General features: G+C 69.7%; 23 protein-coding genes and 2 tRNA genes. 14 read left to right on the top strand and 11 right to left on the bottom strand.

Annotated elements, in window-relative coordinates:
* Positions 1 to 31: 31 nt before the first annotated feature.
* Entirely contained in the window at positions 32 to 625 is a 594-nt protein-coding gene (locus QQX04_RS10435) for a cation efflux transmembrane domain-containing protein (protein WP_301128931.1), read from the bottom strand.
* A gap of 79 nt (positions 626 to 704) precedes the next feature.
* Positions 705 to 3479, bottom strand: a complete 2775-nt coding sequence (locus QQX04_RS10430; RefSeq protein ID WP_301128929.1) for a discoidin domain-containing protein — start codon at positions 3477 to 3479, stop codon at positions 705 to 707.
* Positions 3480 to 3745: 266 nt separating this feature from the next.
* Here QQX04_RS10430 and QQX04_RS10425 point away from each other — a divergent pair, with 266 nt between their 5' ends.
* Both QQX04_RS10425 and QQX04_RS10420 read left to right on the top strand, forming a co-directional pair.
* Positions 3746 to 4135 carry a DUF1304 domain-containing protein gene (locus tag QQX04_RS10425; RefSeq protein ID WP_301128927.1) on the top strand — a complete coding sequence of 130 codons (390 nt, stop codon included), beginning with the start codon at positions 3746 to 3748 and terminating at the stop codon, positions 4133 to 4135.
* A gap of 162 nt (positions 4136 to 4297) precedes the next feature.
* Entirely contained in the window at positions 4298 to 5899 is a 1602-nt protein-coding gene (locus QQX04_RS10420) for a xylulokinase (RefSeq protein WP_301128925.1), read from the top strand.
* A 35-nt stretch (positions 5900 to 5934) separates the two neighbouring features.
* On the opposite strand, the gene QQX04_RS10415 is transcribed toward QQX04_RS10420, so the two are convergent.
* Entirely contained in the window at positions 5935 to 6522 is a 588-nt protein-coding gene (locus tag QQX04_RS10415; RefSeq protein ID WP_301128923.1) for a TetR/AcrR family transcriptional regulator, read from the bottom strand.
* Positions 6503 to 7342 carry an alpha/beta fold hydrolase gene (locus tag QQX04_RS10410; protein ID WP_301128921.1) on the bottom strand — a complete coding sequence of 280 codons (840 nt, stop codon included), beginning with the start codon at positions 7340 to 7342 and terminating at the stop codon, positions 6503 to 6505. Before QQX04_RS10410 ends, QQX04_RS10415 begins: the two co-directional genes overlap by 20 nt.
* Positions 7343 to 7473: 131 nt before the next feature.
* On the opposite strand from QQX04_RS10410, the gene QQX04_RS10405 reads away from it, so the two are divergent.
* Both QQX04_RS10405 and QQX04_RS10400 read left to right on the top strand, forming a co-directional pair.
* Complete coding sequence (locus QQX04_RS10405; RefSeq protein WP_301128919.1) at positions 7474 to 8886, top strand: SLC13 family permease; 1413 nt, start codon at positions 7474 to 7476, stop codon at positions 8884 to 8886.
* Between the two features lie 73 nt (positions 8887 to 8959).
* Entirely contained in the window at positions 8960 to 9892 is a 933-nt protein-coding gene (locus tag QQX04_RS10400) for an aldo/keto reductase (RefSeq protein WP_301128918.1), read from the top strand.
* A gap of 27 nt (positions 9893 to 9919) precedes the next feature.
* Here the strand turns inward: QQX04_RS10400 and QQX04_RS10395 are convergent, their stop codons facing one another.
* Complete coding sequence (locus QQX04_RS10395; protein ID WP_301128916.1) at positions 9920 to 11545, bottom strand: MFS transporter; 1626 nt, start codon at positions 11543 to 11545, stop codon at positions 9920 to 9922.
* A gap of 54 nt (positions 11546 to 11599) precedes the next feature.
* Between QQX04_RS10395 and QQX04_RS10390 the strand changes: the two genes are divergently transcribed.
* Positions 11600 to 12178: a TetR/AcrR family transcriptional regulator gene (locus tag QQX04_RS10390; RefSeq protein WP_301128909.1), complete on the top strand. Its 579-nt coding sequence runs from the start codon at positions 11600 to 11602 to the stop codon at positions 12176 to 12178.
* Positions 12179 to 12187: 9 nt separating this feature from the next.
* The gene (locus tag QQX04_RS10385; protein WP_301128907.1) at positions 12188 to 12610 is read left to right on the top strand and encodes an SRPBCC family protein; all 423 of its coding nucleotides are present in this window, start codon (positions 12188 to 12190) and stop codon (positions 12608 to 12610) included.
* Positions 12611 to 12848: 238 nt separating this feature from the next.
* Here QQX04_RS10385 and QQX04_RS10380 read toward each other — a convergent pair.
* A tRNA-Pro gene (locus QQX04_RS10380) sits at positions 12849 to 12922 on the bottom strand.
* A gap of 96 nt (positions 12923 to 13018) precedes the next feature.
* Between QQX04_RS10380 and QQX04_RS10375 the strand changes: the two genes are divergently transcribed.
* Positions 13019 to 13089: transfer RNA gene (locus tag QQX04_RS10375), tRNA-Gly, on the top strand.
* Positions 13090 to 13153: 64 nt separating this feature from the next.
* Here the strand turns inward: QQX04_RS10375 and QQX04_RS10370 are convergent.
* The 3 genes from QQX04_RS10370 to QQX04_RS10360 form a co-directional block, all read right to left on the bottom strand.
* Positions 13154 to 14104 (bottom strand): aldo/keto reductase, encoded by a 951-nt coding sequence (locus tag QQX04_RS10370; protein ID WP_301128906.1) that lies wholly within the window; start codon positions 14102 to 14104, stop codon positions 13154 to 13156.
* A gap of 57 nt (positions 14105 to 14161) precedes the next feature.
* Entirely contained in the window at positions 14162 to 14581 is a 420-nt protein-coding gene (locus tag QQX04_RS10365; RefSeq protein ID WP_301128904.1) for a DUF1761 domain-containing protein, read from the bottom strand.
* 201 nt (positions 14582 to 14782) lie between these two features.
* On the bottom strand, positions 14783 to 15277 hold the full coding sequence (locus tag QQX04_RS10360) for an SRPBCC family protein (protein ID WP_301128902.1): 495 nt from the start codon (positions 15275 to 15277) through the stop codon (positions 14783 to 14785).
* Between the two features lie 379 nt (positions 15278 to 15656).
* Between QQX04_RS10360 and cysK the strand changes: the two genes are divergently transcribed.
* On the top strand, positions 15657 to 16592 hold the full coding sequence (gene cysK / locus QQX04_RS10355) for a cysteine synthase A (protein WP_301128900.1): 936 nt from the start codon (positions 15657 to 15659) through the stop codon (positions 16590 to 16592).
* Between the two features lie 40 nt (positions 16593 to 16632).
* Positions 16633 to 17268 carry a serine O-acetyltransferase EpsC gene (gene epsC, locus QQX04_RS10350; RefSeq protein ID WP_301128898.1) on the top strand — a complete coding sequence of 212 codons (636 nt, stop codon included), beginning with the start codon at positions 16633 to 16635 and terminating at the stop codon, positions 17266 to 17268.
* A gap of 301 nt (positions 17269 to 17569) precedes the next feature.
* Here epsC and QQX04_RS10345 read toward each other — a convergent pair whose 3' ends face one another.
* Positions 17570 to 18070 carry a Dps family protein gene (locus QQX04_RS10345; RefSeq protein ID WP_301128896.1) on the bottom strand — a complete coding sequence of 167 codons (501 nt, stop codon included), beginning with the start codon at positions 18068 to 18070 and terminating at the stop codon, positions 17570 to 17572.
* 170 nt (positions 18071 to 18240) lie between these two features.
* Between QQX04_RS10345 and QQX04_RS10340 the strand changes: the two genes are divergently transcribed.
* The 3 genes from QQX04_RS10340 (at position 18241) to QQX04_RS10330 (ending at position 21414) form a co-directional block, all read left to right on the top strand.
* Positions 18241 to 18717 (top strand): CoA-binding protein, encoded by a 477-nt coding sequence (locus QQX04_RS10340; RefSeq protein ID WP_301128894.1) that lies wholly within the window; start codon positions 18241 to 18243, stop codon positions 18715 to 18717.
* 60 nt (positions 18718 to 18777) lie between these two features.
* Positions 18778 to 20037 carry a GNAT family N-acetyltransferase gene (locus QQX04_RS10335; RefSeq protein WP_301128892.1) on the top strand — a complete coding sequence of 420 codons (1260 nt, stop codon included), beginning with the start codon at positions 18778 to 18780 and terminating at the stop codon, positions 20035 to 20037.
* Between the two features lie 114 nt (positions 20038 to 20151).
* Positions 20152 to 21414, top strand: a complete 1263-nt coding sequence (locus QQX04_RS10330; RefSeq protein WP_301128890.1) for a GNAT family N-acetyltransferase — start codon at positions 20152 to 20154, stop codon at positions 21412 to 21414.
* A 152-nt stretch (positions 21415 to 21566) separates the two neighbouring features.
* On the opposite strand, the gene QQX04_RS10325 is transcribed toward QQX04_RS10330, so the two are convergent.
* Complete coding sequence (locus QQX04_RS10325) at positions 21567 to 22100, bottom strand: M48 family metallopeptidase (protein ID WP_301128888.1); 534 nt, start codon at positions 22098 to 22100, stop codon at positions 21567 to 21569.
* Positions 22101 to 22272: 172 nt separating this feature from the next.
* Between QQX04_RS10325 and QQX04_RS10320 the strand changes: the two genes are divergently transcribed.
* Both QQX04_RS10320 and mltG read left to right on the top strand, forming a co-directional pair.
* Positions 22273 to 22839: a sigma-70 family RNA polymerase sigma factor gene (locus QQX04_RS10320; protein ID WP_301128887.1), complete on the top strand. Its 567-nt coding sequence runs from the start codon at positions 22273 to 22275 to the stop codon at positions 22837 to 22839.
* Positions 22836 to 23831, top strand: coding sequence for an endolytic transglycosylase MltG (mltG, locus tag QQX04_RS10315; RefSeq protein ID WP_301128885.1), 996 nt, complete (start codon positions 22836 to 22838; stop codon positions 23829 to 23831). The genes QQX04_RS10320 and mltG overlap by 4 nt, the downstream gene beginning before the upstream one ends.
* Positions 23832 to 23876 lie beyond the last annotated feature (45 nt).

The following is a 23876-nucleotide window of genomic DNA, read 5'->3' as shown; positions in this document are numbered from 1 at the left end:
GCCGGGTTCGCGGTGGGCGGACGGGCTGGCGTCAGGCCTCGGCCTTCCTCGCTTCAAGGCGCTCGGCGGAGGCGGCGCGCCACACCTTCACGCCGGCGTCGGCGTTGAGCAGGCCGATGCCCAGGCCGACGATGATGTCGGGCCAGCCCGAGACCCACGCCAGGGCGACGAGCGCGGCTGCGATCACGGCGACGTTGGCGAGCGCGTCGTTGCGGGCGGAGAGCCAGGCGGCACGCGCGAGCGAGCCACCCTGGTGACGGTGCCGGACGAGTATCGAGGCGGCGACGAGGTTCGCCAGCAGCGCGCCAAGGGCGGTGACCGTGAGGGGGATCGTGTCGGGTCGGGTGGGGTCCAGGATCTTGACGACCGCGGTGACCACCGTCGCGGCGGCGGGCACGAGGATGACGAGCGCGAGCACATGCCCGATCCTGGCGCGCCGTTGGAGCGACCAGGCGGCCGCGAAGAAGATCAGGAGGTTGAGGATCGCGTCCTCGAGGAAGTCGATCGAGTCGGCCATGAGCGAGACGGAGCCGATGAGCCTGGCGACCGTGAACTCGATGATCGCGTAGCCCAGGTTGATGAGGGCGACTGCGAGGACGGCGCGGCGGAGCGGTGTGAGGCTCATCGCTCCATACTTGCAGGCGCTGCGGGTCGCCCCCACGGGACCTTGGGGCTGCGACGGGCTGTGACGGGCTGCGTTCGGCTCAGCGGCCCAGGCGTCGCCGTGCGGCGAGCAGCCCGAGCCCGGCAGCGAGCAGCGCGAGCGCGGCCGCGGTCGTCGCAGCGAACTCTCCCGCCCCGGTCGCGGCGAGCAGGCCCTGCACCTGGATCGTGAGCGACGCGGCGCGTCCCGAGAGCACTCCGGTGGCAGTCAGCACGTGCTCGCCGGTGGAGAGATCGTCGGGCACGGGGACGTCGGCGTGGAAGGCGCCGTCGGGCCCCGCGACGACCCTGGCGAGGATGGCCGGCTTGGAGTCGATGGTGACGACGACGTCCTCCCCCGGCGTGAATCCGTCGCCGGAGACCGCGATCCGGCCACCTGCGGGCACCGGCGCGCTGTGCGGGTCGAGCGACGGCGCGGAGATCGACGCCGGGGCCGCAGGGGCGGAGGCCGGCGTGGGCGCCTCGGGTGCAGGGTCGACGGGCGTGAAGATCGGGTCGTCGGGACCCGTGGGATAGGCCTCGAGGTAGGTGGGGACGGTGTCGGAGGAGAACTGCCGGTCGCCCACGCCGTTGATCACGTGCTCGAAGATGCCTTCTCCTCCGAGCGAGACGGTGAGCATGCGGTGCATGGCGACGCCTGCCACCTGCGGCACCTCGAAGGCGTTGTCGACCGTGATCTCGTCCTCCTCCGTGTCCTCGGTGAAGTTGCTGTAGGAGCCGAGGCCCCATGCCTCGTGCGTGGTCACGTCCGTCGCGACCTTGTAGGCGGCGTACCCCCGTCTGTTGCCGTTCTGCCAGGTCTCCTGGTCGGGGACGTCGTACGGGAGCTCGTTCTGGAAGAACACTGTGCGTCCACCGTCGCCGTTCCAGAGCACGTTGTAGCCCTGGAAGTGCTCCACGAAGAGGCCGTAGATCGAGACGTCGTCGCCGTCGACCACCAGGCCATGCTCGGCGGTGTTGACGGTCCAGCCGACGCCGGTGCCGTGGTCGGCGCGCCAGGCCCACACGTGATCGACGATGGTGTCGTTCGCGGCGATGACGAGCGCGTCGTCCACGATGCCCGCTCCGGCGCCTCCGACGCGAAGGTAGATGTCGCTGAGGACGATCGGGTCTGGGGAGTGGTCGGTGTGCGCGTCGGCGTCGCCGACGGTGAGCAGTGAGGGTGAGCCGGTGGGTGCGGCGTCGAGCAGCAGTCCGGCGATGCGGACGCCGTCGACGTCGGCGACGTGGATCGCGGACCCTCCCCCGGTCGGAACGAGCGTGGCGAGGCCGAGCCCCAGGAGGACCGTTCCCGGCTGGGAGACCTCGAGCGTCCGGTCGAGCTCGTGGATGCCGGGCGCGAAGAGCACGTGGCGGCCGGCCGCGAGCGCAGCGTTGATCTGCGTGGCGGTGGCGCCTTCCTGGGCGATGAAGAAGTCGGTGAGCGGGATGTCGGTGCCCGGCGTGCTGCCGAAGACCCAGGTGGTGCCGGCGGTGCCGTCTCGCACGTCGGGCACGCGGACGGCCCAGTCGGTAGCGGCTTCGATGTCCGCGCCGGTGAGGTGCAGGTAGGGCTTCTCCGCGATGGGCCCGGTGGTGGGCAGCGCGGTCACGGGAGGCGTGGGCCACGCGGCCGACGCGGCGGCGAGGGTGGTGCGGGTGTCGCCCGGTCCCGTGCCGGTGGCGTAGTCGCCCTTGAGTCCTGAGCTGACGGTGTTCCAGATGCCGCCGGCCCAGGCGTCGACGCTGCTGTCTCGCGTGTAGGACTGCTGCTCCGCGTAGGACGTGACGTAGCCGGTGACCTCGGTGTCGGCGATGAAGCTTCCGGAGATCCAGCCGTAGCGCCCGGTGTCGAGTGCAAGCGTGCCGTCCACGTGCACGCGACGGAAGGACGACGCCTGGGAGACCGCCCAGCGTCCGGTGCCGCCGGTCGGGGTCCACGAGAGGTTCTCGGCGGAGCGCCAGAAGTTCTGGGTGCCGTTCATGTCGAACCAGTCGGCGTCCACCCAGTCTCCGCCCACGATCGACACGTCGGTGGGGTCGAGCCCTGCGCCGGCGAGCGACGTGTAGAAGCCGACGCGCGCGTCGACCGTGTAGGAGCCGGGGAGGAACACGAACTGCCAACGGTCGTCGCCGAACTGGTTCGTCTCCTGGCTGGTGAAGGTGTCGTCGAGGATCGCCTGGATATCGGCGGCGTCCATGGTGGGGTCGAGCACGACGACGCGGTCACCGAGCAGCGAGGTGGTGGGGCGGTCCACGAGTCGCGGCTCAAGGATCTCCATGTCCCAGATCGAGACGCCGTACTGGGTGCCGCGGGTGACTGCGGTGAGGCGGAGGTAGCGCGCGTTCACGGCGCTGAAGCGGGTCAGCTCGGCGCCGGCGGAGTCGACTCCGCGTACCTGGGCGAGCAACGTCCAGTCGACGCCGTCGAGCGAGGCCTCCACGTCGTAGTCCGCAGCGTAGGCGGCCTCCCAGTAGGGCTTCACGCCGCAGATCGCACGCTCGGACCCGAGGTCGACGCTGATCCACTCGCCGTCGCGGCCCACCCAGTTGCCGGATCCGGGCGGCTCCTCTGTCACGCCCGAGTCCCAACGGCTCCACTCGTTGCCGTCGACGGCAGCCCACGCGTCGCCGTGGGAGGCGGTCGCGGTCACGCCGCCCTTGGCGAGGTCGCTGCCGCACATCACCTCGGAGCCCGATCCGGCGATCGTGGGCGCGTTGACGGCAGCCTGCGCGGGGACGGGTGCGAGCGACGCTCCCGCGACGAGCGCGACGAGCGCGACGATGGCGGCGAGGCGCGCCGCGAAGGCGCGGCGCAACGTCGGGGACGCGGACATGCGGATGGTTCTCCCTCAGCTCAGCGCCGCGCGACCTCGCGTCGAACCCGGGGGCGGGGCCGACGCGGGCACGGAGGCAACCGGTTCACTGCAGGGGCGCACATGCCCCGACGGCCGAAAGATACCCCGGGGGGTGGCGCGGCGTCCCGCCGTTGTGGACGAGCCCACAACCCCTCACATCCGGCCTGGTGCTGCCGATGCACGGAGCCGCCCGCTACCGTGCAGGTGGGCGGATCCGCCCGGTCCCCGACCCGCCGAGGAGCCCCATGACCACCGTCGGACTCGTGCTCGCCGCGCTCGCGGCGCTGCTGCACGTCTACATCTTCTTCCTGGAGTCGATCGCCTGGATGACGCCGCGAGCGCGCGCCACCTTCGGGATCCGCTCCGACGAGGAGGCGGAGCACACGCGGGTGCTCGCGTTCAATCAGGGCTTCTACAACCTGTTCCTCGCGCTCGTCACGGCGATCGGTATCGCCCTTCTCTCCGCGGGGAGCACCGCGGCGGGCACCGCGCTGGTGCTCGCGGGGGTGGGCTCGATGGCCGCCGCCGCGGCGGTGCTTGTGATCGGCTCGCGCTCGCACGCGCGCGCTGCCGCGATCCAGGGCACACTGCCGCTGCTCGCGGTGGTACTGGTGACTGCGGGTGCGCTCGCCTAGCGAGGTCCGGCGACAGCGCTCGCCTAGCGAGGTCCAGCGACGGTGCTCGCCTGGGACCTCCGGGTCCCCACTCATGGACATGAGGCCTTAGAGTGATGTCGAACGTTCACATCGGAGCGGTCGCAGTGTCGCGGTCGCATTGACAAGGGAGTTGGTACACCGATGGCGCAGCAGGGAATCGACGCGGCCGCCGCGATCGCCGCGGGACAGACGTCGCTGGGAATCGAGCTGGGCAGCACGCGCATCAAGGCCTGCCTGATCGGCCCGGATCACGAGGTGCTCGCGACGGGCAGCCACGCATGGGAGAACCAGTTCGTGGACCGCCTCTGGACGTACTCCGAGGAGGCGATCTGGGAGGGCCTTCAGGCGAGCATCGCGGACCTCAAGGCGGAGGTGCAGAAGGCGCACGGCGTCGCGCTGACGAGCGTCGGAGCACTGGGCTTCTCCGCGATGATGCACGGCTATCTCGCGTTCGACTCCGAGGGCTCGCTGCTGGTGCCGTTCCGCACCTGGCGCAACACCAACACCGAGGCGGCTGCCGCGAAGCTCACCGAGGAGCTCGGGTTCAACTTCCCGCTGCGCTGGTCCGCGTCGCACGTCTACCAGGCGATCATCGATGAGGAGCCGCACGTCGCCGAGCTCGACTTCATCACGACGCTCGCGGGCTACGTCCACTGGAAGCTCACGGGCCGCAAGGTGCTGGGAGTGGGCGACGCCTCGGGCATGTTCCCGATCGACCCTGCCACGCACGACTACGACGCCGCGATGCTGGCCCGCTTCAAGGAGCTGGCGGCGGAGGGCAAGCCCGGCCTCGACGTCACCGCTCTTCTGCCTGAGGTGCTCGTGGCCGGCCAGGATGCCGGAACGCTGACCGAGGAGGGCGCGGCGCTGCTCGACCCGACGGGCGAGCTCAAGGCGGGCGCTCCGGTGGCGCCGCCCGAGGGCGACGCCGGCACGGGCATGGTCGCCACGAACGCGGTCGCCCCGCGCACGGGCAACATCTCCGCGGGCACGTCGATCTTCGCGATGGTCGTGCTGGAGGAGCCGCTTGACTCGGTGCACGAGGAGCTCGACATCGTCACCACGCCGGGAGGCGACCTGGTGGCGATGGTCCACTGCAACAACGGCGCGAGCGAGCTGGGCACCTGGGCCGGCGTATTCACCGAGTTCGCCACCGCCATGGGGGTCGAGGGCGGCGCCGACGCCGTGTTCGAGACGCTCTTCACGGCCGCGCTCGAGGGGGAGGCCGACGGCGGCGGGCTGCTGGCCTACAACTACCTGTCCGGCGAGCCGATCACCGGCATGGCCGAGGGCCGCCCCCTGTTCGTCCGCACGCCCGGCTCGCGCCTCACGCTCGCGAACTTCATGCGCACCCAGCTCTACGGGGCGTTCGGCACGCTCAGCATCGGCATGAAGGTGCTGCACGACGAGGGCGTGAAGCTCGACTCGATGTTCGCCCACGGCGGCATGTTCCGCACCGCTGGCGTGGCGCAGCGACTGCTGGCCGCGGCGATCGACGCCCCCGTCTCGGTGGGCGACACTGCCTCGGAGGGCGGCGCGTGGGGCATCGCCGTGCTGGCCGAGTACCTCCGCAAGGGCACGGACGCGAGCCTGGGCGACTACCTGAACGACGCGGTCTTCGCCGACGCGACGCTCGACACCGTCTCCCCCACGGCCGACGACGTGGCCGGGTACGACGCGTGGCTCGCGCAGTACCGCGCCGGGCTCGCGATCGAGCGCGCCGCGACCGAGGCGATCAGCTAGCCCCGTTCGGCACTCACGCAGACGCCCGTCGGCTCTCAGCCGGCGGGCGTCGCTGCATTCGCCGCCCTGCGCTCGAGCGAGGCGATGGCATCGTCGACCAGCAGGGCGTAACTGCGATTGACGTCGTCAGGCAGCCCGAAGCCGCCCGCCGTCTCGAGTCCGATGAAGCCGTGCAGGCACGCGCGCAGGGCACGGATCGCGTCGACCTCAGCGTCCTCCTCCAGCCGCAGGGCCCTCAACGCACCGGCGACCACGCGATAGAGGCGCTCCGACTCGGCGACGTCCGCCGCGTCGTCTGCCGCGGGTGCGACCACCGTCATCGGGTAGCGGCCGGGATGGTCCTTGGCCCATGCGCGGTAGGCGTCCGCGAGCGCGCGGATCGCGTCGGCGCCGGCGTGCCCGACGGTGGCGCGTTCCAGGTGGGTGGCGAGCTCCCGCTTGGAGGCGACGCCGACGGAGGCTCGCAGGTGATCGAGCCCCTCCACGTGCTTGTACAGCGAAGGCGCCTTGACTCCGAGGCGGGACGCGAGAAGGGCGAGCGTGAGCCCGTCGGCTCCGAGCTCGTCGACCGCGTCGACGGCCTCGCGGACCACGGCCTCGCGGTCAAGCCCTGCTCTCGGCATCGCCTCGCACCTTCTCCGCGAACGGCAGCAGCGCGGCAAGCGTCGCGACGGGCTGCTGGGACTGAGGGTAGTGGCCGGCGTCGGCGATCATGGCAGTCTTCCCGCCGACCTGGGAGGCGATCCACTCGGCCTCCGCGCGAACGTCGGGGAAGTCAGGGTCCTGCTCCCCCATGATGACGAGCGTGGGCGCCTGAACCTTCGGCAGCGCAGCCTCGGCAGGCGCATGGCTGGTGCGCGAGGTGGCGCTGAAGGCGGCACGGTATCCGGGCCTGCGGAGCGAGGCGGCAACGGTGTCGCGGTAGGCGTCGAAGTCCGTCGGCCGGGCGCCCGCGTAGAGGCTGGGCATGTAGGCCTTCCAGACGGCGGCGATCCACGGCGGCGCGAGCATGACGCGCATGAGGGCGCGCATCATGGGGTTGACGGCGCCGTCGCGCACGAAGGGTCCGAGGAGGGCGAGTCCGGAGACGAGGTCGGGCCTGCGGGCGGCCGCGATCACGGCCGAGCCAGCGGACATCGAGTTGCCGACGACAAGCGCGGGGCCGCCGAGGTGCTCGATGAGCGCGACCAGGTCGTCAGCGGTGGGCTCGTCGCCGTACTCGCTGAAGCCTGTGTCGCTGTCGCCGTGGCCGCGCAGGTCGGTCGTGACGACGGTCCAGCCGGCCTCTGCGAGGGCGGGAGCGACGAGCCGATAGGCCTGCCTGAGGTCGCCCATGCCGGGCGCGAGGATCATGAGCGGGCCTTCGCCGATGCGGTCGTAGGCGATCCGCCCCTCAGGGCGGGCAAGGTGCTGGACGGTTCCGGGGATGGCGCCTGCGTTCATACGGCTATCCTGCGTAGCCTTTTGGCTATTGTCAATAGCCAATCGTGCAATCGGGTCCGCACCAGGCCCGACATGCGAGCCGACCGGCCATCCGCTACACCTGGAGGGGGGAGACGACGAAGGGGGCCACCATGGGCCGACGCCGCCACCCGTTCGCGTCCTGGCGCGTGCTCGTGGTCGCGCTCGTCCCCCTCGCCATCCTGCTGCTCCCCGCCGCTGGAGGGCTCGACGAGACGCAGCACAGACTGCTCGCCATCTTCGTGTTCGCCGTGCTCGCCTGGGTGCTCGAGCCGTTCCCCATCTACGCCACCTCGATCGCCGTGATCGCCGGCCAGCTCATGCTCATCTCCGACGAGACGCCGCATTGGTGGGCCGTCGCCGACGGCGAGGGCACCGTGCTCAGCTACGTCGACATCCTCGCCGGCTTCGCCGACCCCGTGATCATCCTGTTCCTCGGAGGGTTCTTCCTCGCGGCGGCCGCCACCAAGTACCAGCTCGACAAGAACCTCGCGCGGATCATCCTCAAGCCCTTCGGCACCCGCACCCCCATGGTCGTGCTCGCCCTCATGGCGATCACCGCGCTCTTCTCCATGTTCATGTCCAACACCGCGACAGCCGCCATGATGCTCGCCGTCGCCGCCCCCGTGATCGCGAGCATGGACGCCGGGGACAGCGCCCGCCGCGCGCTCGTGCTCGCCATCCCCGTCGGCGCGAACATCGGCGGCATCGGGACCCCCATCGGCACACCGCCCAACGCCCTCGCCGTCAACTACCTGGGACCTGGCAACCGCGTCGGCGTGGACCCGATCACCTTCGGCGGCTGGATGCTGTTCGCGGTGCCGTTCGTGATCGCCATGCTGGGCATCGCCTGGGCCATGCTCGGCTGGCGCTTCCGCTCCGGCACCACCCACGTGGCGCTGCGAATCGACACCGAATGGAGGCGCTCGCCCCGCGCCTACGTGGTCTACGCGACCTTCGCCCTCACCGTGCTGCTCTGGCTGACGAGCGGCTGGCACGGAGTCACCGCGTCCGTCGTCGCGATCCTGCCGATCGCCGTCCTCCTCCTGACCGGGGTGATGACCGCGGTGGACCTGCGCGAGCTCAACTGGGAGGTGCTGTGGCTCGTCGCGGGCGGCGTGGTGCTCGGCAACGCGATGTTCGACACGGGCCTCAGCGCAGCGCTCGTCGACATGGTGCCGTTCGAGTCCATGTCGGGCCTCGCCGTCGTCGTCGCAGTCGGGCTGGTCGCGTGGGTCATGAGCACCGTCATCTCCAACACCGCCACTGCTGCCCTGCTCCTCCCCCTCGTCGCCGCGATGGGCGCGGAGCTGCCCGCGCTCCAGGAGGTCGGCGGCGCCCTTCCCGCGCTGCTCATGACCACGTTCGCCTGCTCTCTCGCCATGGCGCTGCCCGTGAGCACTCCCCCGAACTCGCTCGCCTACTCCACCGGCAAGGTCACCACCATGGACATGGTCAGGACCGGCGTGCCGCTCGGCCTGGTCGGTCTGGCCGCCACCGGCGTGCTCGTCACCCTGCTCGTCTAGACACATGTCCGCCAGCACTCCCCTCCGGGCCTAGGGTGAGGAGGGAAGCACCGATCCTTCGGAAGGAACGTCGATGAAGACATTCACCCTGCCCGGCACCGAGATCACGGCCCCCGCGGTCGTCCTGGGCCTCATGCGCATCCAGGACAAGTCCGACGAGGAGGTCCGGACGCTCGTTCGCACCGGACTCGACGCCGGCATCGACTTCCTGGATCACGCCGACATCTACGGCTCCTCCGTGCACGGGTGCGAGCGCCGCTTCGCCGAGGCGATGCAGCTCACGTCATCGGAGCGCGAGCGCCTCACCATCCAGACCAAGTGCGGCATCGTCAAGGACGGCCCTTACTTCGACTTCTCCTACGAGCACATCGTGCAGCAGGCCGAAGGCTCGCTCGAGGCGCTCGGCACCGACTACCTGGACATCCTCCTGCTCCACCGGCCCGACGCGCTGGTCGAGCCCGACGAGGTCGCGCGCGCCTTCGACGACCTGCACAAGGCAGGCAAGGTGAAGCACTTCGGAGTCTCCAACCACACTCCCGGCCAGATCGAGCTGCTCCGCCGCTCGGTGAAGCAGCCGCTCGTGGCGAACCAGATCCAGCTGTCCGTCACGCATGCGCCCACGATCGCGAGCGGCCTCGCCGCGAACATGGGCGACGAGGACCAGTCGATCGACCGCGACAACGGGATGGTCGACTACTGCCGCCTGCACGACATCACACTGCAGGCCTGGTCGCCCTTCCAGTCACGCTTCTTCGACGGCCCCTACCTGGGCAACCCGAACTACGCCGAGCTCAACGCCGTGATCGACCGGCTCGCCTGGAAGTACGAGGTGCCCGCCGAGGCGATCGCCGTGGCGTGGCTCACCCGTCACCCCGCGCACATGCAGGTGGTGTTGGGGACGACGACGCCCGCCCGCGTCGAGGCCGCAGCGAAGGGCGCCGACATCCACCTGTCCCGCGCAGAGTGGTACGAGATGTTCCGCGCGGCAGGGCACATCGTCCCCTGACCGCACTCGACGGAGGTCAGGCGCTGGTCAGGCGTCGGCCTCCGTCGACGCGGCATCGGCGCGCTCACCGTCCTCCTCGTCCCGCCTGGCGGGCGCCGGGAGTGCGAGGGTGGCGGCCAGTCCCACGAGGATGATGCCCGCGGCCACACCGGTGGTGATCCGGGAGGCCGTGATCATCGCATCGGCGGCCGCGTCGCCCGCGATCTCCGTGCTCGGGTCGGCCTGAAGCGAGGGGATCGCGGCGCCCGCCGAATGCCTCACCGTCTCCACGATCGGCGTCCGCGCGTCGGCAGGGACGCCCGCGTCCGCCAGGTGAGAGTCCGTCGAGGTCCCGAGGCTGACGACGAGGAGCGTGCCGAGCACCGCGACGCCGAGTGCGGACCCGAGCTGACGGAAGGTGCTCTGAAGACCCGAGGCCTGCCCGGACTCGGCGACCGGCACGTCGGTCAGGATCACGTTGGTGAGCTGCGCCGTCGCCATCCCGACACCGGCGCCGTAGAGGAAGAGCCACGCCGCGATCGCGGTGCCGCTGATCGAGGCCGACAGCGTGATCGCGAGCCCTCCGATGGCGATCGCCTCGCATGCCAGGCCGATGCGCACCACAGCGCGAGCGCCGAAGCGCGCCGTGAGCTGCGGGGTCGCTCCCGAGATGAGGAAGGTGCCGATCGCGAGGAACAGCACGAGCCATCCTGTGCCGAGCGCCGAGTAGCCGAGCGCGTTCTGCAGCAGCAGCGGGAGGGTGAAGAGCAGTCCGAACTCGCCGAGCGCGACCACGAGCGCCGCGATCGAGCCGTAGCGGAAGGAGCGCAGGCGCAGCAGCGTGAGGTCCACGAGCACCGAGTCGCCTGCACGGCGTCGGCGCAGCTGATCCAGCACGAACACCACCATCAGGAGGATTCCGATCGCCATCGCGACCGGGACGGGCGAGAGCGCGCCGGAGTCCTGAAGCCACCAGCCGTACTGGCCGCCTTCGATGAGTGCGAAGACGATGGCGCCCATCCCCAGCGTCGAGAGCGCGGCGCCGCGAAGGTCGAGCGAGCGATGCTCTCCGGGGTCACGGGTCTCGGGCACAGCCCACAGCACCAGCGCGAGGACCACGAGGCCGACGGGGATGTTCAGCCAGAAGGCCCACCGCCACGTCACGTCGGTCGTGAGCCACCCGCCCACGAGCGGTCCGACCGCAGCCATTCCCCCGATCGTGGAGCCCCACACGGCGAAGGCGATGGCACGTTCACGGCCGGAGAAGATCGCGTTGACGGTGGAGAGCGTGGCGGGGAGGATCATCGCGGCGCCGACGCCCTGCACCAGCCGCGCGGCGATGAGAGCGATGCCGCTGTCGACAGACCCGGCCGCGACGCTCGCGAGGATGAACACGACCATGCCGACCAGCAGAAGCCGCCGTCGACCCCAGAGGTCTCCCGCGCGCCCGGTGGTGAGCAGCAGCGCCGCGAGCATCAGGGAGTAGACGGCGTTCATCCACTCGGCCTGGGTCGCAGTGAGGCCGATGTCCTCGATCACCACTGGAAGGGCGACGTTGACCACCGTCGCGTCCATGATGATCAGCGAGACGCCCAGCGCGACGGCGGCGAGCGCCCACCAACGACGACGGGAGTTGGCCTCCGGGAGGCCCGCGGTAGCCTTATCGACATTCATGTCGGCATGTTATCGACACAGGTGTCGGCAAGCAACGTCGGAGGGAGCCGAGCCATGCCACGCATCGAAGCGGCCACAGTCGCCGAGCATCACGCGCTCCGACGCGCAGCCCTCCTCTCCGCCGGGCGCACCCTGCTCGCCGAGCACGGCATCGACGCCGTCACCCCCAAAGCCGTAGGCGAGCAGGCCGGAATCGCACGCTCGAGCGTCTACCAGTACTTCCCCTCCACCTCCGCGCTCGTCGCCGCCATCGTCGAGGACGCCTTCGTCACCGCAAACGCCACCATCGAAGAAGCGCTCGCACACCAGGACTCGCCCCGCGACCGGATCGACACCTACCTGAGGATCAGCCTCGACCTCGCCACGGGTCCCTCGCACCGGATGTTCGACTCCGTGGACCCCTCCACCCTCCCCGCCGAGACACAGCAGCGGATCGACGCCCTCCACCATGCCCAGACCGCACCTCTCATCAAGGCAGTCCGAGAATGCGGCGCCCCTCAACCCGAGCTCGCCGTGCACCTCATCGCAGGCATGATGAGCGCCGCCGCGCGCGCCATCAGCATGGGCGCCGACCGCGACGCCACCGAACATGAGCTGCTTCGCGCCGTGCAGCACGGGCCCGTCCCCCAGTAGCGTGAACCCATGATCGAGATCGCACGGACCGAAGGCCGCTCCAGCGCCCCACCCGAAGCGTTCTACAGGCGGTGGGCCGACATCGACACCCACCACGAATGGGCCGTCACCATGGAGTACGCGCGGCTCGACGAGCCCTTCGCGCTCGGCGCCACCGGCTGGCTCAAAGCCAAAGGCGGAGACCCCGCCCCCTTCACCGTCACCGAGATCATCGACGGGCGCGTGTTCGCCGACGACACCGCACTCGACGGCGCCACCCTCCGGATCCGCCACGAAGCCCAGCCCGACGGGGACGGCAGCCGACTGATCATCACCGGCCTCATCGACGGACCCCGCCGAGACGAGTACGCCACCGCCATCGCCGACGACGTGCAACAGAGCATCGAGACCAACCTCGCCTCGCTCACCGCGCACCTCGAGAAGCAGGCCTGAACGCACGAGAGGAGCCCCGCGAACACGCGGAACTCCTCTCATCCGTCGGGGTGCTCGCGGCTACGCCGCTGCGACCCCTCCCTCCGTTCGGAACGCTCGCGCACGCGCGGCGCTCCTCACCCCAGTCAGGGTGACAGGAGCCGTCGCAGCCCCACCGGGGCTGCTCCTCCCAAATCCTGACCACCACATCAGAACGCACGAGAGGAGCCCCGCGAACACGCGGAACTCCTCTCATCCGTCGGGGTGACAGGATTTGAACCTGCGACCCTCTGCTCCCAAAGCAGATGCGCTACCAAGCTGCGCTACACCCCGTCCGCGCGTGGCGCGGTACCCGACACCCGCCAGGCTCGGCTACTCTAGTACGCGCTGACGTCGTGGACGGACACGAGCCGACCACGTCAGAGCATTGCGGGTGTAGCTCAATGGTAGAGCCTCAGTCTTCCAAACTGATGGTGCGGGTTCGATTCCCGTCACCCGCTCGCTGAGCACGAGGGCCCCGGCACCGGAAGGTGTCGGGGCCCTCGTCGTCTCAGGCGGCTCGCGTCACAGGGACGCCTCGTGCAGCGCAAGCAGGTCGGCCTTGTTCAGCTCGAGTCGCATCGAGGCGAGCAGGGTCTCGAGCTGCGCGGCGTTGCGAGCGGACGCGATGGGGGCGACCACCGTGGGCTGCGCCTTCAGCCACGCGAGCGCGACGGCGGCCACCTCGACCTCATGCTCGATCGCGATGCGGTCCAGCGCCGCAAGGACTCGTCGTCCACGATCGTCCAGATACTCGGCGGCCTGGCCCGCACGGGGGCTGTCGATGTCGTGGTCGGCGTCCCGGTACTTGCCTGTGAGGAACCCCTTCGCGAGCCCCCAGTACGGGAGCACGCCCATGCCGTGGCGCTCGGCGGCCGCGCGGAGCTCGCCCTCGAACGCGCGCTCCATCAGGTTGTAGTGCGGCTGAAGCGCGACAGGCTTGTGAAGGCCCTCGGCGTCGGCCGCGGCGAACCACGCATCGATCCGCTCGGGCGAGAAGTTGGAGATGGCGATCTCGCGGACCAGGCCGTCGTCCACGAGCGCGGAGAACGCGGCGGCCGTCTCCTCGATCGGGTCGTCGTGGTCGAAGTGGGCGTAGTACAGGTCGATGCGGTCGGTGCCGAGACGAGTGAGCGAGGCCTCGGCCGCAGCCCGCACGTTCGCGCCCGAGAGGCCCTGGAACTCGGGGTGCTGCGAGACCTTCGTGGCGATCAGCACCTCGTCGCGTCGGCCACCCGCCGCGAGCCACTGACCGATCATCTCCTCCGACTCACCGCCGGCGTGCCCGGGCACCCAGGCCGAGTACGCGTCGGCCGTGTCCACGAGCCGACCTCCGCCGTCGACGAAGCCGTCGAGCACCGCGAAGGAGTCGTCGCGGCCAGCAGTCCATCCGAAGACGTTGCCACCGAGCGAGAGCGGTGCGCCGGTGAGGTCGAGCGACCCGAGGGTCTGTGCAGAGTCGATGTTCACAGTCATGGAACCGTCAACGCGCGCTCCGGCGTCGGCCATTCCTCTGGGCGACCGGCGCACCGATCACATGAACAGGCCCAGCGCCGCTCCCGCGATGACGAGCGCGAGCGTGTCATGAGCCGAATCGATCAGCGTCAGCCCACCCGGGCGTTGCGCGAAGCCGTTGTGCACCAGGTGCGCGCCCGTCCGGAAGGCGATGCCCACCACGAGGCCGAGCGTCATGCCCGCGACGACGCCCGACGCGCCGAGCCCCGCCATCAACATCGCGAGCGCGACGATGCCGAGCAGGTTGCCCACCATCATCTGGCCGAAGACGGGCGCCATGTTGGCGTTCTGCAGCTTCTCCTCGTCGAGCTTGCCGAGCCGACTCCACACCGGGAAGAAGGCGAAGGGCGAGTACCAGATCCACCCGAAGACGAACGAGGCGAGGAATGCGACGAGCACTCCCCACCAGCTGATCCCACTGAATGTCAGCCACTCCATGGCAGCGCTCCCCCGGCGCCGTTCCGGGTAGGGCGCCTGAGGGGATTATGGCGCTGAGCGACCCGGAACGCAGTGGGAGCGGGCGAAAGCGGCGCTGAGTGACCCGCAACGCAGTGGGAGCGGGCGAAAGCGACGCTGAGCGACCCGCAACGCAGTGGCCGCTGGCCTCGGCGGACAGCCGGGGCTGCCGGGACAGCCGGGTCAGATGTCGAAGCCGAGGTTCTCGCGACGCTTCTCGAAGTAGGCGGACAGCTGCTCGCACTGGTCGCGCAGGGCATCGATCGCCTCACGCTCACGCCGCTGGCTCTGCTGCTTCACCAGGAACCGCTGGAGCGCGCCCAGCTGCGCCTCGAGGTACGATGTGGCGGTCACCTTGCAGCCGCCGTCGGCCTCCTCGATCTCCCACGTGGAGACCGACTTCACGCGCGGGTTCAGCGCCTCCTTCACGAGCAGCCGCGGGCGCTCCGCCTTGACGATCTCCTCGGTCAGCATCAGGTCGGTGCGTCCGACCTTCAGCATGGTGCGCGTCCTGCAGCCGACCTCGCCGGGCTCGCCCTCGAGGACCTCGATCCCGGTGATGTCGTCGCGGGCCTCCGCGAGCGCGACGGGGTCGTGGAGCAGGTTCCAGAGCTCGAGCGCGCCTGCGCGCACCACGGCCTCGGCGGTGTGCTCCTCGATGTATGCGACGGCTGCCACTGACGTTCCTTCCTCACTGATGGACCGCACCAGCCTACGCGGCGACGCGAGCGCCCCCGCACAGCGTCCTGTTGCCCGCCGCACGTCCGGGACGCTAGCCTTGCCCCATCGCACAGGGAGGACACGCGAGATGAGCCGAGCGAGCAGCGTCATGACGACGTCCGCTCCTGCCCTCGCGCCCCGTGCTCTCGGCATGTGCTGCATGCCGTGCGCCAGCTGCTGTCTGTAGAGCGCTGGCGAACGCCCCGCACCCTCCATGAGGGTCACCTGCGCCGCCGCCAGTGCTCGCCCCCGGCTTCCCTGCCATCCTGAGGAATGCCGCACCGACGCATCAGCGTTACCCACCCCGGAAAACCACTGCAGTGAGGAACACATACCCATGGCACGCATCTACGACGACGCGACCAAGCTCATCGGCAACACCCCGCTTGTGCGGGTCAACAAGCTCGCTGAGGGCGTCGACGCGACGATCCTCGGCAAGCTCGAGTTCTACAACCCCGCGAACTCCGTCAAGGACCGCCTGGGCGTCGCGATCGTCGACGCCGCCGAGGCGTCCGGCGAGCTCAAGCCGGGCGGCACGCTCGTCGAGGCCACCTCTGGCAACACCGGCATCGCGCTCGCGATGGTCGGCGCGGCCCGCGGCTACAACGTCGTGATCGCGATGCCCGAGACGATGTCCAAGGAGCGCCGCGCGCTGCTGCGTGCGTTCGGCGCCGAGCTGATCCTGACCCCGGGTTCCGAGGGCATGCAGGGTGCGCTGAACGCTGCGGACAAGATCATCGAGGAGCGCCCGGGCGCGGTGCTCGCCAAGCAGTTCGCGAACGAGGCGAACCCGGAGATCCACCGCAAGACCACGGCTGAGGAGATCTGGGCCGACACGGACGGCGAGGTCGACATCGTCGTCGCCGGAATCGGCACCGGTGGCACCATCACCGGCGTCGGCGAGGTGCTCAAGGCCAAGAAGCCGTCGGTCCAGATGGTCGCGGTCGAGCCGGCCGAGTCGCCGATCCTCAACGGCGGCCAGGCGGGCCCGCACAAGATCCAGGGCATCGGCCCCAACTTCGTGCCGCCGATCCTCAACACCGAGATCTACGACGAGGTCTTCGACGTCGACGCGGAGACCGCGATCGCGACCGCGCGTGCCGCTGCGCGCCAGGACGGCCTGCTCGTCGGCATCTCCTCGGGCGCCGCGCTCCACGCGGCCATCGAGATCGGCAAGCGCCCTGAGAACGCGGGCAAGACGATCGTCGCGATCATCCCGTCGTTCGGTGAGCGCTACCTGTCCTCGGTCCTCTACTCGGACCTGATGGACTGACCACCACCCTGCTTGCACCACCCCCGGAAGGAGCACCCAGATGACGGAGAGGCCGAGAGGGTTCGCCCTCATGGCAGAGGACGTACGCGCTGCGAAGGATCGCGATCCCGCCGCGCCGTCGTCGTTCGTCATCTGGGTGTCCTACCAGGGCGTTCACGCGGTCTGGTACCACCGGATCGCGCACCGGTGGTGGCTGCGCGGACACCGCTCCGCGGCGCGTCTGCTGTCCCAGTTCGCCCGCCGGTGGACGGGCATCGAGATCCACCCCGGCGCGCAGCTCGGTCGGCGCGTCTTCATCGACCACGGCATGGGCGTCGTCATCGGCGAGACCGCCGTGGTCGGCGACGACGTGCTGATGTTCAACAACATCAACCTGGGCGGCACGTCCATGAGCCACGGCAAGCGCCACCCGACCGTGGGTGACCGCGTGGTCATCGGCGCGGGGGCCCGGATCCTGGGCCCCGTGTACGTCGGCTCGGACTCGCGCATCGGCGCGAATGCGGTGGTGGTCAAGGACGTGCCGAACGGCGCGACCGCCGTCGGCATCCCCGCCAAGGTGCGGGAGAACCCGAAGCCGACCGAGGTGCACACGGCCGCCTCATGCGTCGACGAGGGCGACTCCCACGTGCACGAGCATGAGCAGGCTGTGCACGAGCCTGCGATGTACTACATCTGACTCGAGACCGCATGCTCGACGGCGCCGAGAACGACGCGACGAGCGTCCCTCGTGCGGCGGATGTGGCACTATTCACAACACTGTGCACATAGTGCCAACTATGTCTTATGCTGATTTCAGTCGCTCCTGACGAGAGCGCATCGACAAGGGGGATCCACTTCCCTGTGCCGGTGCGGCACCGTCCGGGACACGACGCCAGACCTGGCGCGAACCCCTCAGCCGCGCTAAGGAGAACGGGCCCCCGCGAAAGCGGGGGCCCGTTGCTTTTCCCTTGGCGGCACCGTGGCCGCGGGAGCTGTCCCTAGGCTGCGAACGACCTCAGCATCCAGGCCGCCTGCTCATGCGCGGCCAGACGGGCGTTCAACAGGTCCGCGGTGGCGCCGTCGCCGGCATCCTCCGCGACGTCGACGAGCGGGCGCACCAGACGCGCCACGGTCTCGTGGTCGGCGGCGAGGGTCGTCACCATCGCCATCGCGTCGGTCTGCGGCTCGTTGTCCGCGATCGTCGCATGGTCCATGAACTCGGTGAACGACCCCGGTGCGCCGGACCCGAGCGCACGCATGCGCTCCGCGAGGTCGTCGGCTGCAGCGTTGAGGTCCTGGTACTGCTCCTCGAACATGAGGTGCAGCGACCTGAAGTGGGGCCCGGTGACGTTCCAGTGGTAGCCCTGCGTCTTGACGTACAGCGTGAACGTGTCAGACAGGACCTGGGTGAGGCCCTGGTTGATCGCCCGCAGGTCCTCAGGACGGATGCCGATGCTCGGGCTGCTCTCGGTGGTCTTCACGGGCGTGGTCGACGCCATGTTCCTACCTCCTTCACGATCACAGGAGGAGTCTCCCCCTGTCTCTAGTGGCAACCGGATGAGCCCGCCGGTAATTCCATGAACTGGCCGAAGGTCCTCGCCACGGCATGCCGCCTCGTGTTCTTATATGGCGCAAGGAATGTTCCGCGCGACGAAAGGGTTCCGCCCGCATGACGATCGAAGCCGCCTGCCCGCTTCCTCAGGGCTCGGATGCGCCCGCCGACGAGTCGCTCGTCGAGCTGCTCGCCCGTGCCCGGACCGTCGCTGTGGTGGGCGCCTCCCCCGATCCGACGCGCACGAGCCACCGCATCGCCGTCTGGCTGATGGAGCACACCGACTACGAGGTCTACCTCGTGAACCCGGTGGCCGGCGACACGGAGATCCGTGGGCACGCGTTCTACGCAGCGCTCGAGGACATCCCGGTGGACGTGGACATCGTCGACGTCTTCCGTCGTTCCGAGCACGTGCCACCGGTGGTGGACGACGCGATCGAAGTGGGCGCCCCCGTGGTGTGGATGCAGCTGGGCGTGCGCAACGCCGAGTCGGCCGAGCGCGCGCGGCTTGCAGGCGCCACGGTGATCCAGAACCGTTGCCTCAAGGTGGAGTACGCCCGTCTCGCGGACCGCATCGAGGCCTTCGAGGACTGAGTCCCGCCACACGGCCAGTCGTTCCGCCCTGGCCTCCTCCCCTCTTGCGAGGATGAGCCCATGACTTCCCCGGAGGGCTACAGCGTCGTCTCGTTCGACGAGTCACGCGCCGACGAGATGATCTCCGTCTTCTCGTGGGGTTTCGCGCAGCGGGTCGACGCCGACGGACGCGAGGACTTCCGCCGCATGTTCCCGTGGCACCGCGCACGTGGCATCGAGGTGACCGACGCCTCCCGTGGGCGGGTCGGCGAGCTCGCAGGGGTGCGCTCCTCCCATCCGATGGAGCTGCGCACGCCGGGCGGCGGTGCTTTGCCCGCCGCGGGGCTCACGTGGGTGAATGTCCACCCGAACCATCGGCGCCGCGGGATCCTCTCGGCGATGCTCCGCGACCACTTCGCGCGAGCCCGCGCCCGCGGTGAGGCGTTCTCGGTGCTCTTCGCCTCGGAGCCGGTGATCTACACGCGCTTCGGCTACTCGTGCGCCACGGTGCAACGGTCGGCAGACCTGAGGCGGTCGCCGCGTTTGCGCGAGGTGCCAGGCTCGGAGGGGCTCTCGGTGCGCCTGGAGACGGCTGATCGGCACGTGCATGGCGCCGTGATCCGGGCAGTGCAGGCACGGATGTCTCGGCCCGGAACCCCGGTCTCCGTGGGAGACACCGTGATCGAGGAGGTCTTCTCCGATCCCCTCGGCCAGTTCTCGGGAGCCGAGCCCGCGCGGATCGCCATAGTCGAGGACGCCGACGGCCCCGCCGCCTATGCGGTGTTCCGCCGGACCCTCCACTGGAAGGACACCGGCGCCGCCGGGGAGGTGGTCGTGCAACCGTGGGGCGCGGTGGATGCTGCCGCGACGCACAGGCTGTTCAGCGCGGTCACGAACCTGGACCTCATGACATCGTGTCAGGTCGCGCTCGGAGGCGACGACGTGCTGCCGGGGCTGCTGCCCGACGTCCGCGCCGCAGGAGTGAAGCACCGCGACGGACTCTGGCTGAGAATCCTCGACGTGGAGGCCGCACTCGGCGCCCGCACCTACTCCGCGCCGATCGACGCGGTGATAGAGGTCACTGATGCACTCATCCCGACGAATGCGGGACGCTGGCATCTGCGAGCAAACGCTGACTACACGCCAACAGTAGAGCGCACTGATGCACCCTATGACATTCGGCTCGACATCTCGGCACTCGGCGAGGCGATCCTGGGCGGCCGCAGCCTGACCTCGCTTGCCGACGGTGGGCGGGTCGAGGAGTCGTCGGCCGGGCAAGTTCTTCGCGCTTCGCGTGCCTTGGTGAGCGACCAGGCTCCTGGCTGCAATCTCGCCTTCTGACCAGGGACGACGCTGCGCGAAGCCCTCGTCCGACCACCCGCGCGGAGCCTATTCCCACCTGTCCGAAACGCCGCGCCATTTCACTTGTCCACCGATAACTGGGACCCTGGTCCCATGAAGAAGTCAGCCGGATACCAGCCCATCTCAGTTCCCGAGGCCCGCCTGGACGAACTCTTCGAGGTGGTCCAGTGGGCCTTCGTCGGCGAGTGGCTCCTCGAGGACCGTCAGGACTACGTGGACGCGCTCCCCGTCGAGCGCGCCCGTGCGCTCGAGGTCACCGACCCCTCTCGAGGGGAGGTGGGCGAGATCGCCGCCGTGCACGCGAGCTTCGGCACGGAGATGATCACCCCTGGTGGCAGGCGCGTTCCCACTGCCGGACTGTCGTGGCTCAGCGTGCATCCCGCGCACCGACGCCGCGGCCTGATGACCGCGATGATGCACGACCACTTCTCTCGCTGCAAGGAGCGGGGCGAGGCCGTCAGCGCGCTCTACGCCATGGAGGCGGCCATCTACTCGCGCTTCGGCTACGGCATGGGCGCACAGACGGTGAAGGCCGAGATCCCTCGCGGTTCCGCCATGTGGCAGGTGGAGGGCGCCGACGACCTGACGGTGCGCCTGGTGCGCGCCGACTTCGACGAGCACGACGAGCTCGTGTCGGGGCTCCAGGCCAAGCTCACGCGCCCCGGCACCGTGCTCAACCCGGTCGGCTCCGGCCGCAACGCCCGCTTCACCGACCCGATCGGCAACCGCAAGGGCATGGAGAAGTGGCGTCTGGCGCTCGTCGAGGACCAGGGCGAGCCCGTCGCGTACGCGTTCTTCCGCCGTCGCGCCGATTCAAGCGTCGGGATCCATGACGGCGTCTGCCAGGTGCGAGAGTTCGGCGCGCTGACGCCGGCCGCGTCCCGCAAGCTCTGGGAGACGCTCACCGACTTCGACCTGGTGGGCACCACGTACACGGAGAACCTCGCGACCGACGACCCGCTGCTCTACCAGCTGAAGGACGCGCGCGGTGCGCGCTCCAAGGTGATCGACAACCTGTGGGTGCGCGTGCTGGACGTGAAGAAGGCGCTCGAGAGCCGGGAGTACTTCCACGACTGCGACGTGGTGTTCGACCTGCACGACAAGCACGTGCCCGAGAACACGGGGCTCTGGCGCATCGTGGTGACCGACGGGAACGCAGTCGTCACCCGCGCCGAAGGTGCGAAGCCGGATCTTACGATGGGCGCCCGTCACCTCTCGACCGTGTACCTGGGCGGCACGAGCCTTGAGGCGCTCACGGCCGCCGGGCTGGTGCAGGAGCACACCGCCGGACAGGCGCGCGAGCTCGCCGTGGCGATGATGTCCCCGGTAGCGCCCCTGGCGAACTGGGACTTCTGAAGGGGCAGGCCAGGCTCAGGGGGCGAGACGCTGCCGCTGCCAGCGCATCAGTGACAGGATGCACTCCTGCATCTTCGTGGTGGACGAAGGTCAGGAACGCGTCGTGAGGCGCCGGCGGGGCAACAACCCCGGGCGATGAGCGAGACGACGGCCTATTTGCCGTTCAACTCACGCCGGATGCGCCGCCACTCAGGAAGGTGGCGGTCCATCACCGCGTAGAAGCGCTGGTTGTGACCGATCTCGATGAGATGGGCGAGCTCGTGGACCACCACGTACTCGAGCTTCTCGTCGTCCCTGCGCGCGAGCTCGAGCGCGAAGGTGATGCGACGCGTCTTGACGTTGCACGTCCCCCAGCGGGACGTCATGCGCCTGATGATGTACGGAGGCACCGGCAGCAGGCCCATGCGCTCCGCCCACTCAGCGAGCATCGGTTCCACCCGTGCGCGCAGCTCGGCCCGAAGTTCCTCGGCCTCCGGCCCCGCCTCCAGAGGCGGCGGGGCCGCCGCGATCCGTGCCTGATGCTCAGCAATCCACTCGGCCCGCGACGCGACGAACCTGTCGATCTCGCGCTTCGCGACGTGGCGAGGCGCTGACACCCGCACCTCCCCGTCCGGCGGCCGCACCGTCATGCGGACGCTCCTGATCTGCTTCCGGATCAGCGTGTAGGGAGGCGGGTCTGTCTGCATGGTGGGAACAGACTACGACCGGGCACTGACGAGCCCGCACGTCGGCCACCGTTCGGCCGCACGTGGCCCGACCGTCGAGCAAGCGCGCGCCTACGATGACGAAGAGTCCGGCACCCAACCGATCCGGGCACTGCTGCGTACAAGCAGGCATGGAACAGACAAGGACACGCCCATGAGCTGGAGCGCGGTGCTCGATCAGCTGGTGCGCGAGCGCGGCGCAAGCTTGTACGGATATGCCTACGTGCTCACCGGAGACCGCGCGGAAGCGGAGGACCTGCTGCACGACGCGCTCGTCCGCACGTTCAGACGGGGCCGTCGCGCGACCGAGCTCAATGCCGCCCACGCGTACGTGAAGCGCGCGATCACCACCGCATTCATCGACGGCAAGCGCCGCGAGCGCGTCCGCCCTGCGCGGTCCGCCGACGATGTGAACGACCTGGTACAGGCGCCGCCCGGGGCATCGTTCCCCGACGCCACGACGCACGCCAACGCCGCCCTCGACCTGCGGGCCGCCCTGCTGCTCCTCCCACCGCGGGAGAGGGCCTGCGTCGTCCTGCGGCACCTGGAGGACTGGCCCGTCGGCCGGATCTCCTCCGAGCTGGGGATCGCCGAAGGAACAGTCAAACGCTACGTATCCGACGGACTCGGCCGGCTCCGTGAGGCCAGACCCGACCTGGAACCCGGCGCCGAGATGCGCGAGACCACACCTCTCATCACACGCCCAGGAGGACGCTCATGAGCACACTGCACGACGAGTTGGCGGAGCTTCAGAGCAGCGCCGCCCACCACTTCTCGCACACGACGCTCGCTCGAGACGTGACCTCGGTGAGGCGCCGGGTCAGGCGCGACCGTGGCGTCACCTACGCGATCGGGACCCTCGCAGTCGCAGGATTGGGCGGAGGCACCGTCTACGCCTCCATGCTCGGAGCCGGCGGCACGCAGCTTGCCCCGGCCGACGCTTCGCCAAGCACGTCCGCGAGCGCCTCCCTCGACGCGGTCGCCACCCCGTCGTCCGCGCCGATCGAGGATGACGGCTCGCCCACGCTCGCTCTCGACGCGGAAGTCACGGTGTACGCGGGCGACAGGCTCGCCACGGTCGCGGCGCTGCTGGGGCAGGCCTTCGATGTGTCGCCCGCCGTCGCAGCACAAGCGCTCCACCAGGCGGCGCCCGGGGACGATGCCGAGGGCTGGATCGACCCTGCGGGATACCAACTGCCCGCAGGCACCTCCTTGACCGAGGCGGCCACCTTGATGGTGGGAAGCCGAGCCTCTGACCTGGAACGGCTCGGCGTCTCCGACGAGGACTCCAACGAAGTGCTGACGCTTGCGTCGATCATCGAGGTCGAGACGACCACGCACGACCCGCAGGACATGGCCGTGATCTCGGCCGTCCTCAGCAACCGCATCGAGATGGACATGCAGCTCCAGCTCGACAGCACCGTCCTCTACGCGGTCGAGAGCGACGGCCCGTTCACCACCGACAGCGAGCGTGCGGTCGACAGCCCCTACAACACCTACCTCTATGCGGGACTGCCGCCAGGCCCCATCGCCACGCCTTCGGACGAGGCGATCGAGGCTGCACTGCACCCGGCTGACTCGGAGTACCTCTACTACGTCACGACGAACCGCGCCACGGGCGCGATCCAGTTCGCGGAGACCTATGACGAGCACGTGGAGAACGTCATGAGGTTGCAGGAGTGGCTCCAGGAGAACGGGGAGAGCATTCCCTGAAACCCAGCGTGACTCGGCGGCCGGCGCGGGGACAACCCCTGCGTC

It is taken from the genome of Demequina zhanjiangensis, assembly GCF_030418315.1.
Lineage (GTDB): Bacteria > Actinomycetota > Actinomycetes > Actinomycetales > Demequinaceae > Demequina > Demequina zhanjiangensis.
This window is presented reverse-complemented; position numbering and strand designations above follow the sequence as displayed.

Bases quoted from the DNA above. Each gene is read 5' to 3' on its own strand.
- QQX04_RS10435 (WP_301128931.1), bottom strand. From the start codon at position 625: ATGAGCCTCACACCGCTCCGCCGCGCCGTCCTCGCAGTCGCCCTCATC.
- QQX04_RS10430 (WP_301128929.1), bottom strand. From the start codon at position 3,479: ATGTCCGCGTCCCCGACGTTGCGCCGCGCCTTCGCGGCGCGCCTCGCC.
- QQX04_RS10425 (WP_301128927.1), top strand. From the start codon at position 3,746: ATGACCACCGTCGGACTCGTGCTCGCCGCGCTCGCGGCGCTGCTGCAC.
- QQX04_RS10420 (WP_301128925.1), top strand. From the start codon at position 4,298: ATGGCGCAGCAGGGAATCGACGCGGCCGCCGCGATCGCCGCGGGACAG.
- QQX04_RS10415 (WP_301128923.1), bottom strand. From the start codon at position 6,522: ATGCCGAGAGCAGGGCTTGACCGCGAGGCCGTGGTCCGCGAGGCCGTC.
- QQX04_RS10410 (WP_301128921.1), bottom strand. From the start codon at position 7,342: ATGAACGCAGGCGCCATCCCCGGAACCGTCCAGCACCTTGCCCGCCCT.
- QQX04_RS10405 (WP_301128919.1), top strand. From the start codon at position 7,474: ATGGGCCGACGCCGCCACCCGTTCGCGTCCTGGCGCGTGCTCGTGGTC.
- QQX04_RS10400 (WP_301128918.1), top strand. From the start codon at position 8,960: ATGAAGACATTCACCCTGCCCGGCACCGAGATCACGGCCCCCGCGGTC.
- QQX04_RS10395 (WP_301128916.1), bottom strand. From the start codon at position 11,545: ATGAATGTCGATAAGGCTACCGCGGGCCTCCCGGAGGCCAACTCCCGT.
- QQX04_RS10390 (WP_301128909.1), top strand. From the start codon at position 11,600: ATGCCACGCATCGAAGCGGCCACAGTCGCCGAGCATCACGCGCTCCGA.
- QQX04_RS10385 (WP_301128907.1), top strand. From the start codon at position 12,188: ATGATCGAGATCGCACGGACCGAAGGCCGCTCCAGCGCCCCACCCGAA.
- QQX04_RS10370 (WP_301128906.1), bottom strand. From the start codon at position 14,104: ATGACTGTGAACATCGACTCTGCACAGACCCTCGGGTCGCTCGACCTC.
- QQX04_RS10365 (WP_301128904.1), bottom strand. From the start codon at position 14,581: ATGGAGTGGCTGACATTCAGTGGGATCAGCTGGTGGGGAGTGCTCGTC.
- cysK (WP_301128900.1), top strand. From the start codon at position 15,657: ATGGCACGCATCTACGACGACGCGACCAAGCTCATCGGCAACACCCCG.
- epsC (WP_301128898.1), top strand. From the start codon at position 16,633: ATGACGGAGAGGCCGAGAGGGTTCGCCCTCATGGCAGAGGACGTACGC.
- QQX04_RS10345 (WP_301128896.1), bottom strand. From the start codon at position 18,070: ATGGCGTCGACCACGCCCGTGAAGACCACCGAGAGCAGCCCGAGCATC.
- QQX04_RS10340 (WP_301128894.1), top strand. From the start codon at position 18,241: ATGACGATCGAAGCCGCCTGCCCGCTTCCTCAGGGCTCGGATGCGCCC.
- QQX04_RS10335 (WP_301128892.1), top strand. From the start codon at position 18,778: ATGACTTCCCCGGAGGGCTACAGCGTCGTCTCGTTCGACGAGTCACGC.
- QQX04_RS10330 (WP_301128890.1), top strand. From the start codon at position 20,152: ATGAAGAAGTCAGCCGGATACCAGCCCATCTCAGTTCCCGAGGCCCGC.
- QQX04_RS10325 (WP_301128888.1), bottom strand. From the start codon at position 22,100: ATGCAGACAGACCCGCCTCCCTACACGCTGATCCGGAAGCAGATCAGG.
- QQX04_RS10320 (WP_301128887.1), top strand. From the start codon at position 22,273: ATGAGCTGGAGCGCGGTGCTCGATCAGCTGGTGCGCGAGCGCGGCGCA.
- mltG (WP_301128885.1), top strand. From the start codon at position 22,836: ATGAGCACACTGCACGACGAGTTGGCGGAGCTTCAGAGCAGCGCCGCC.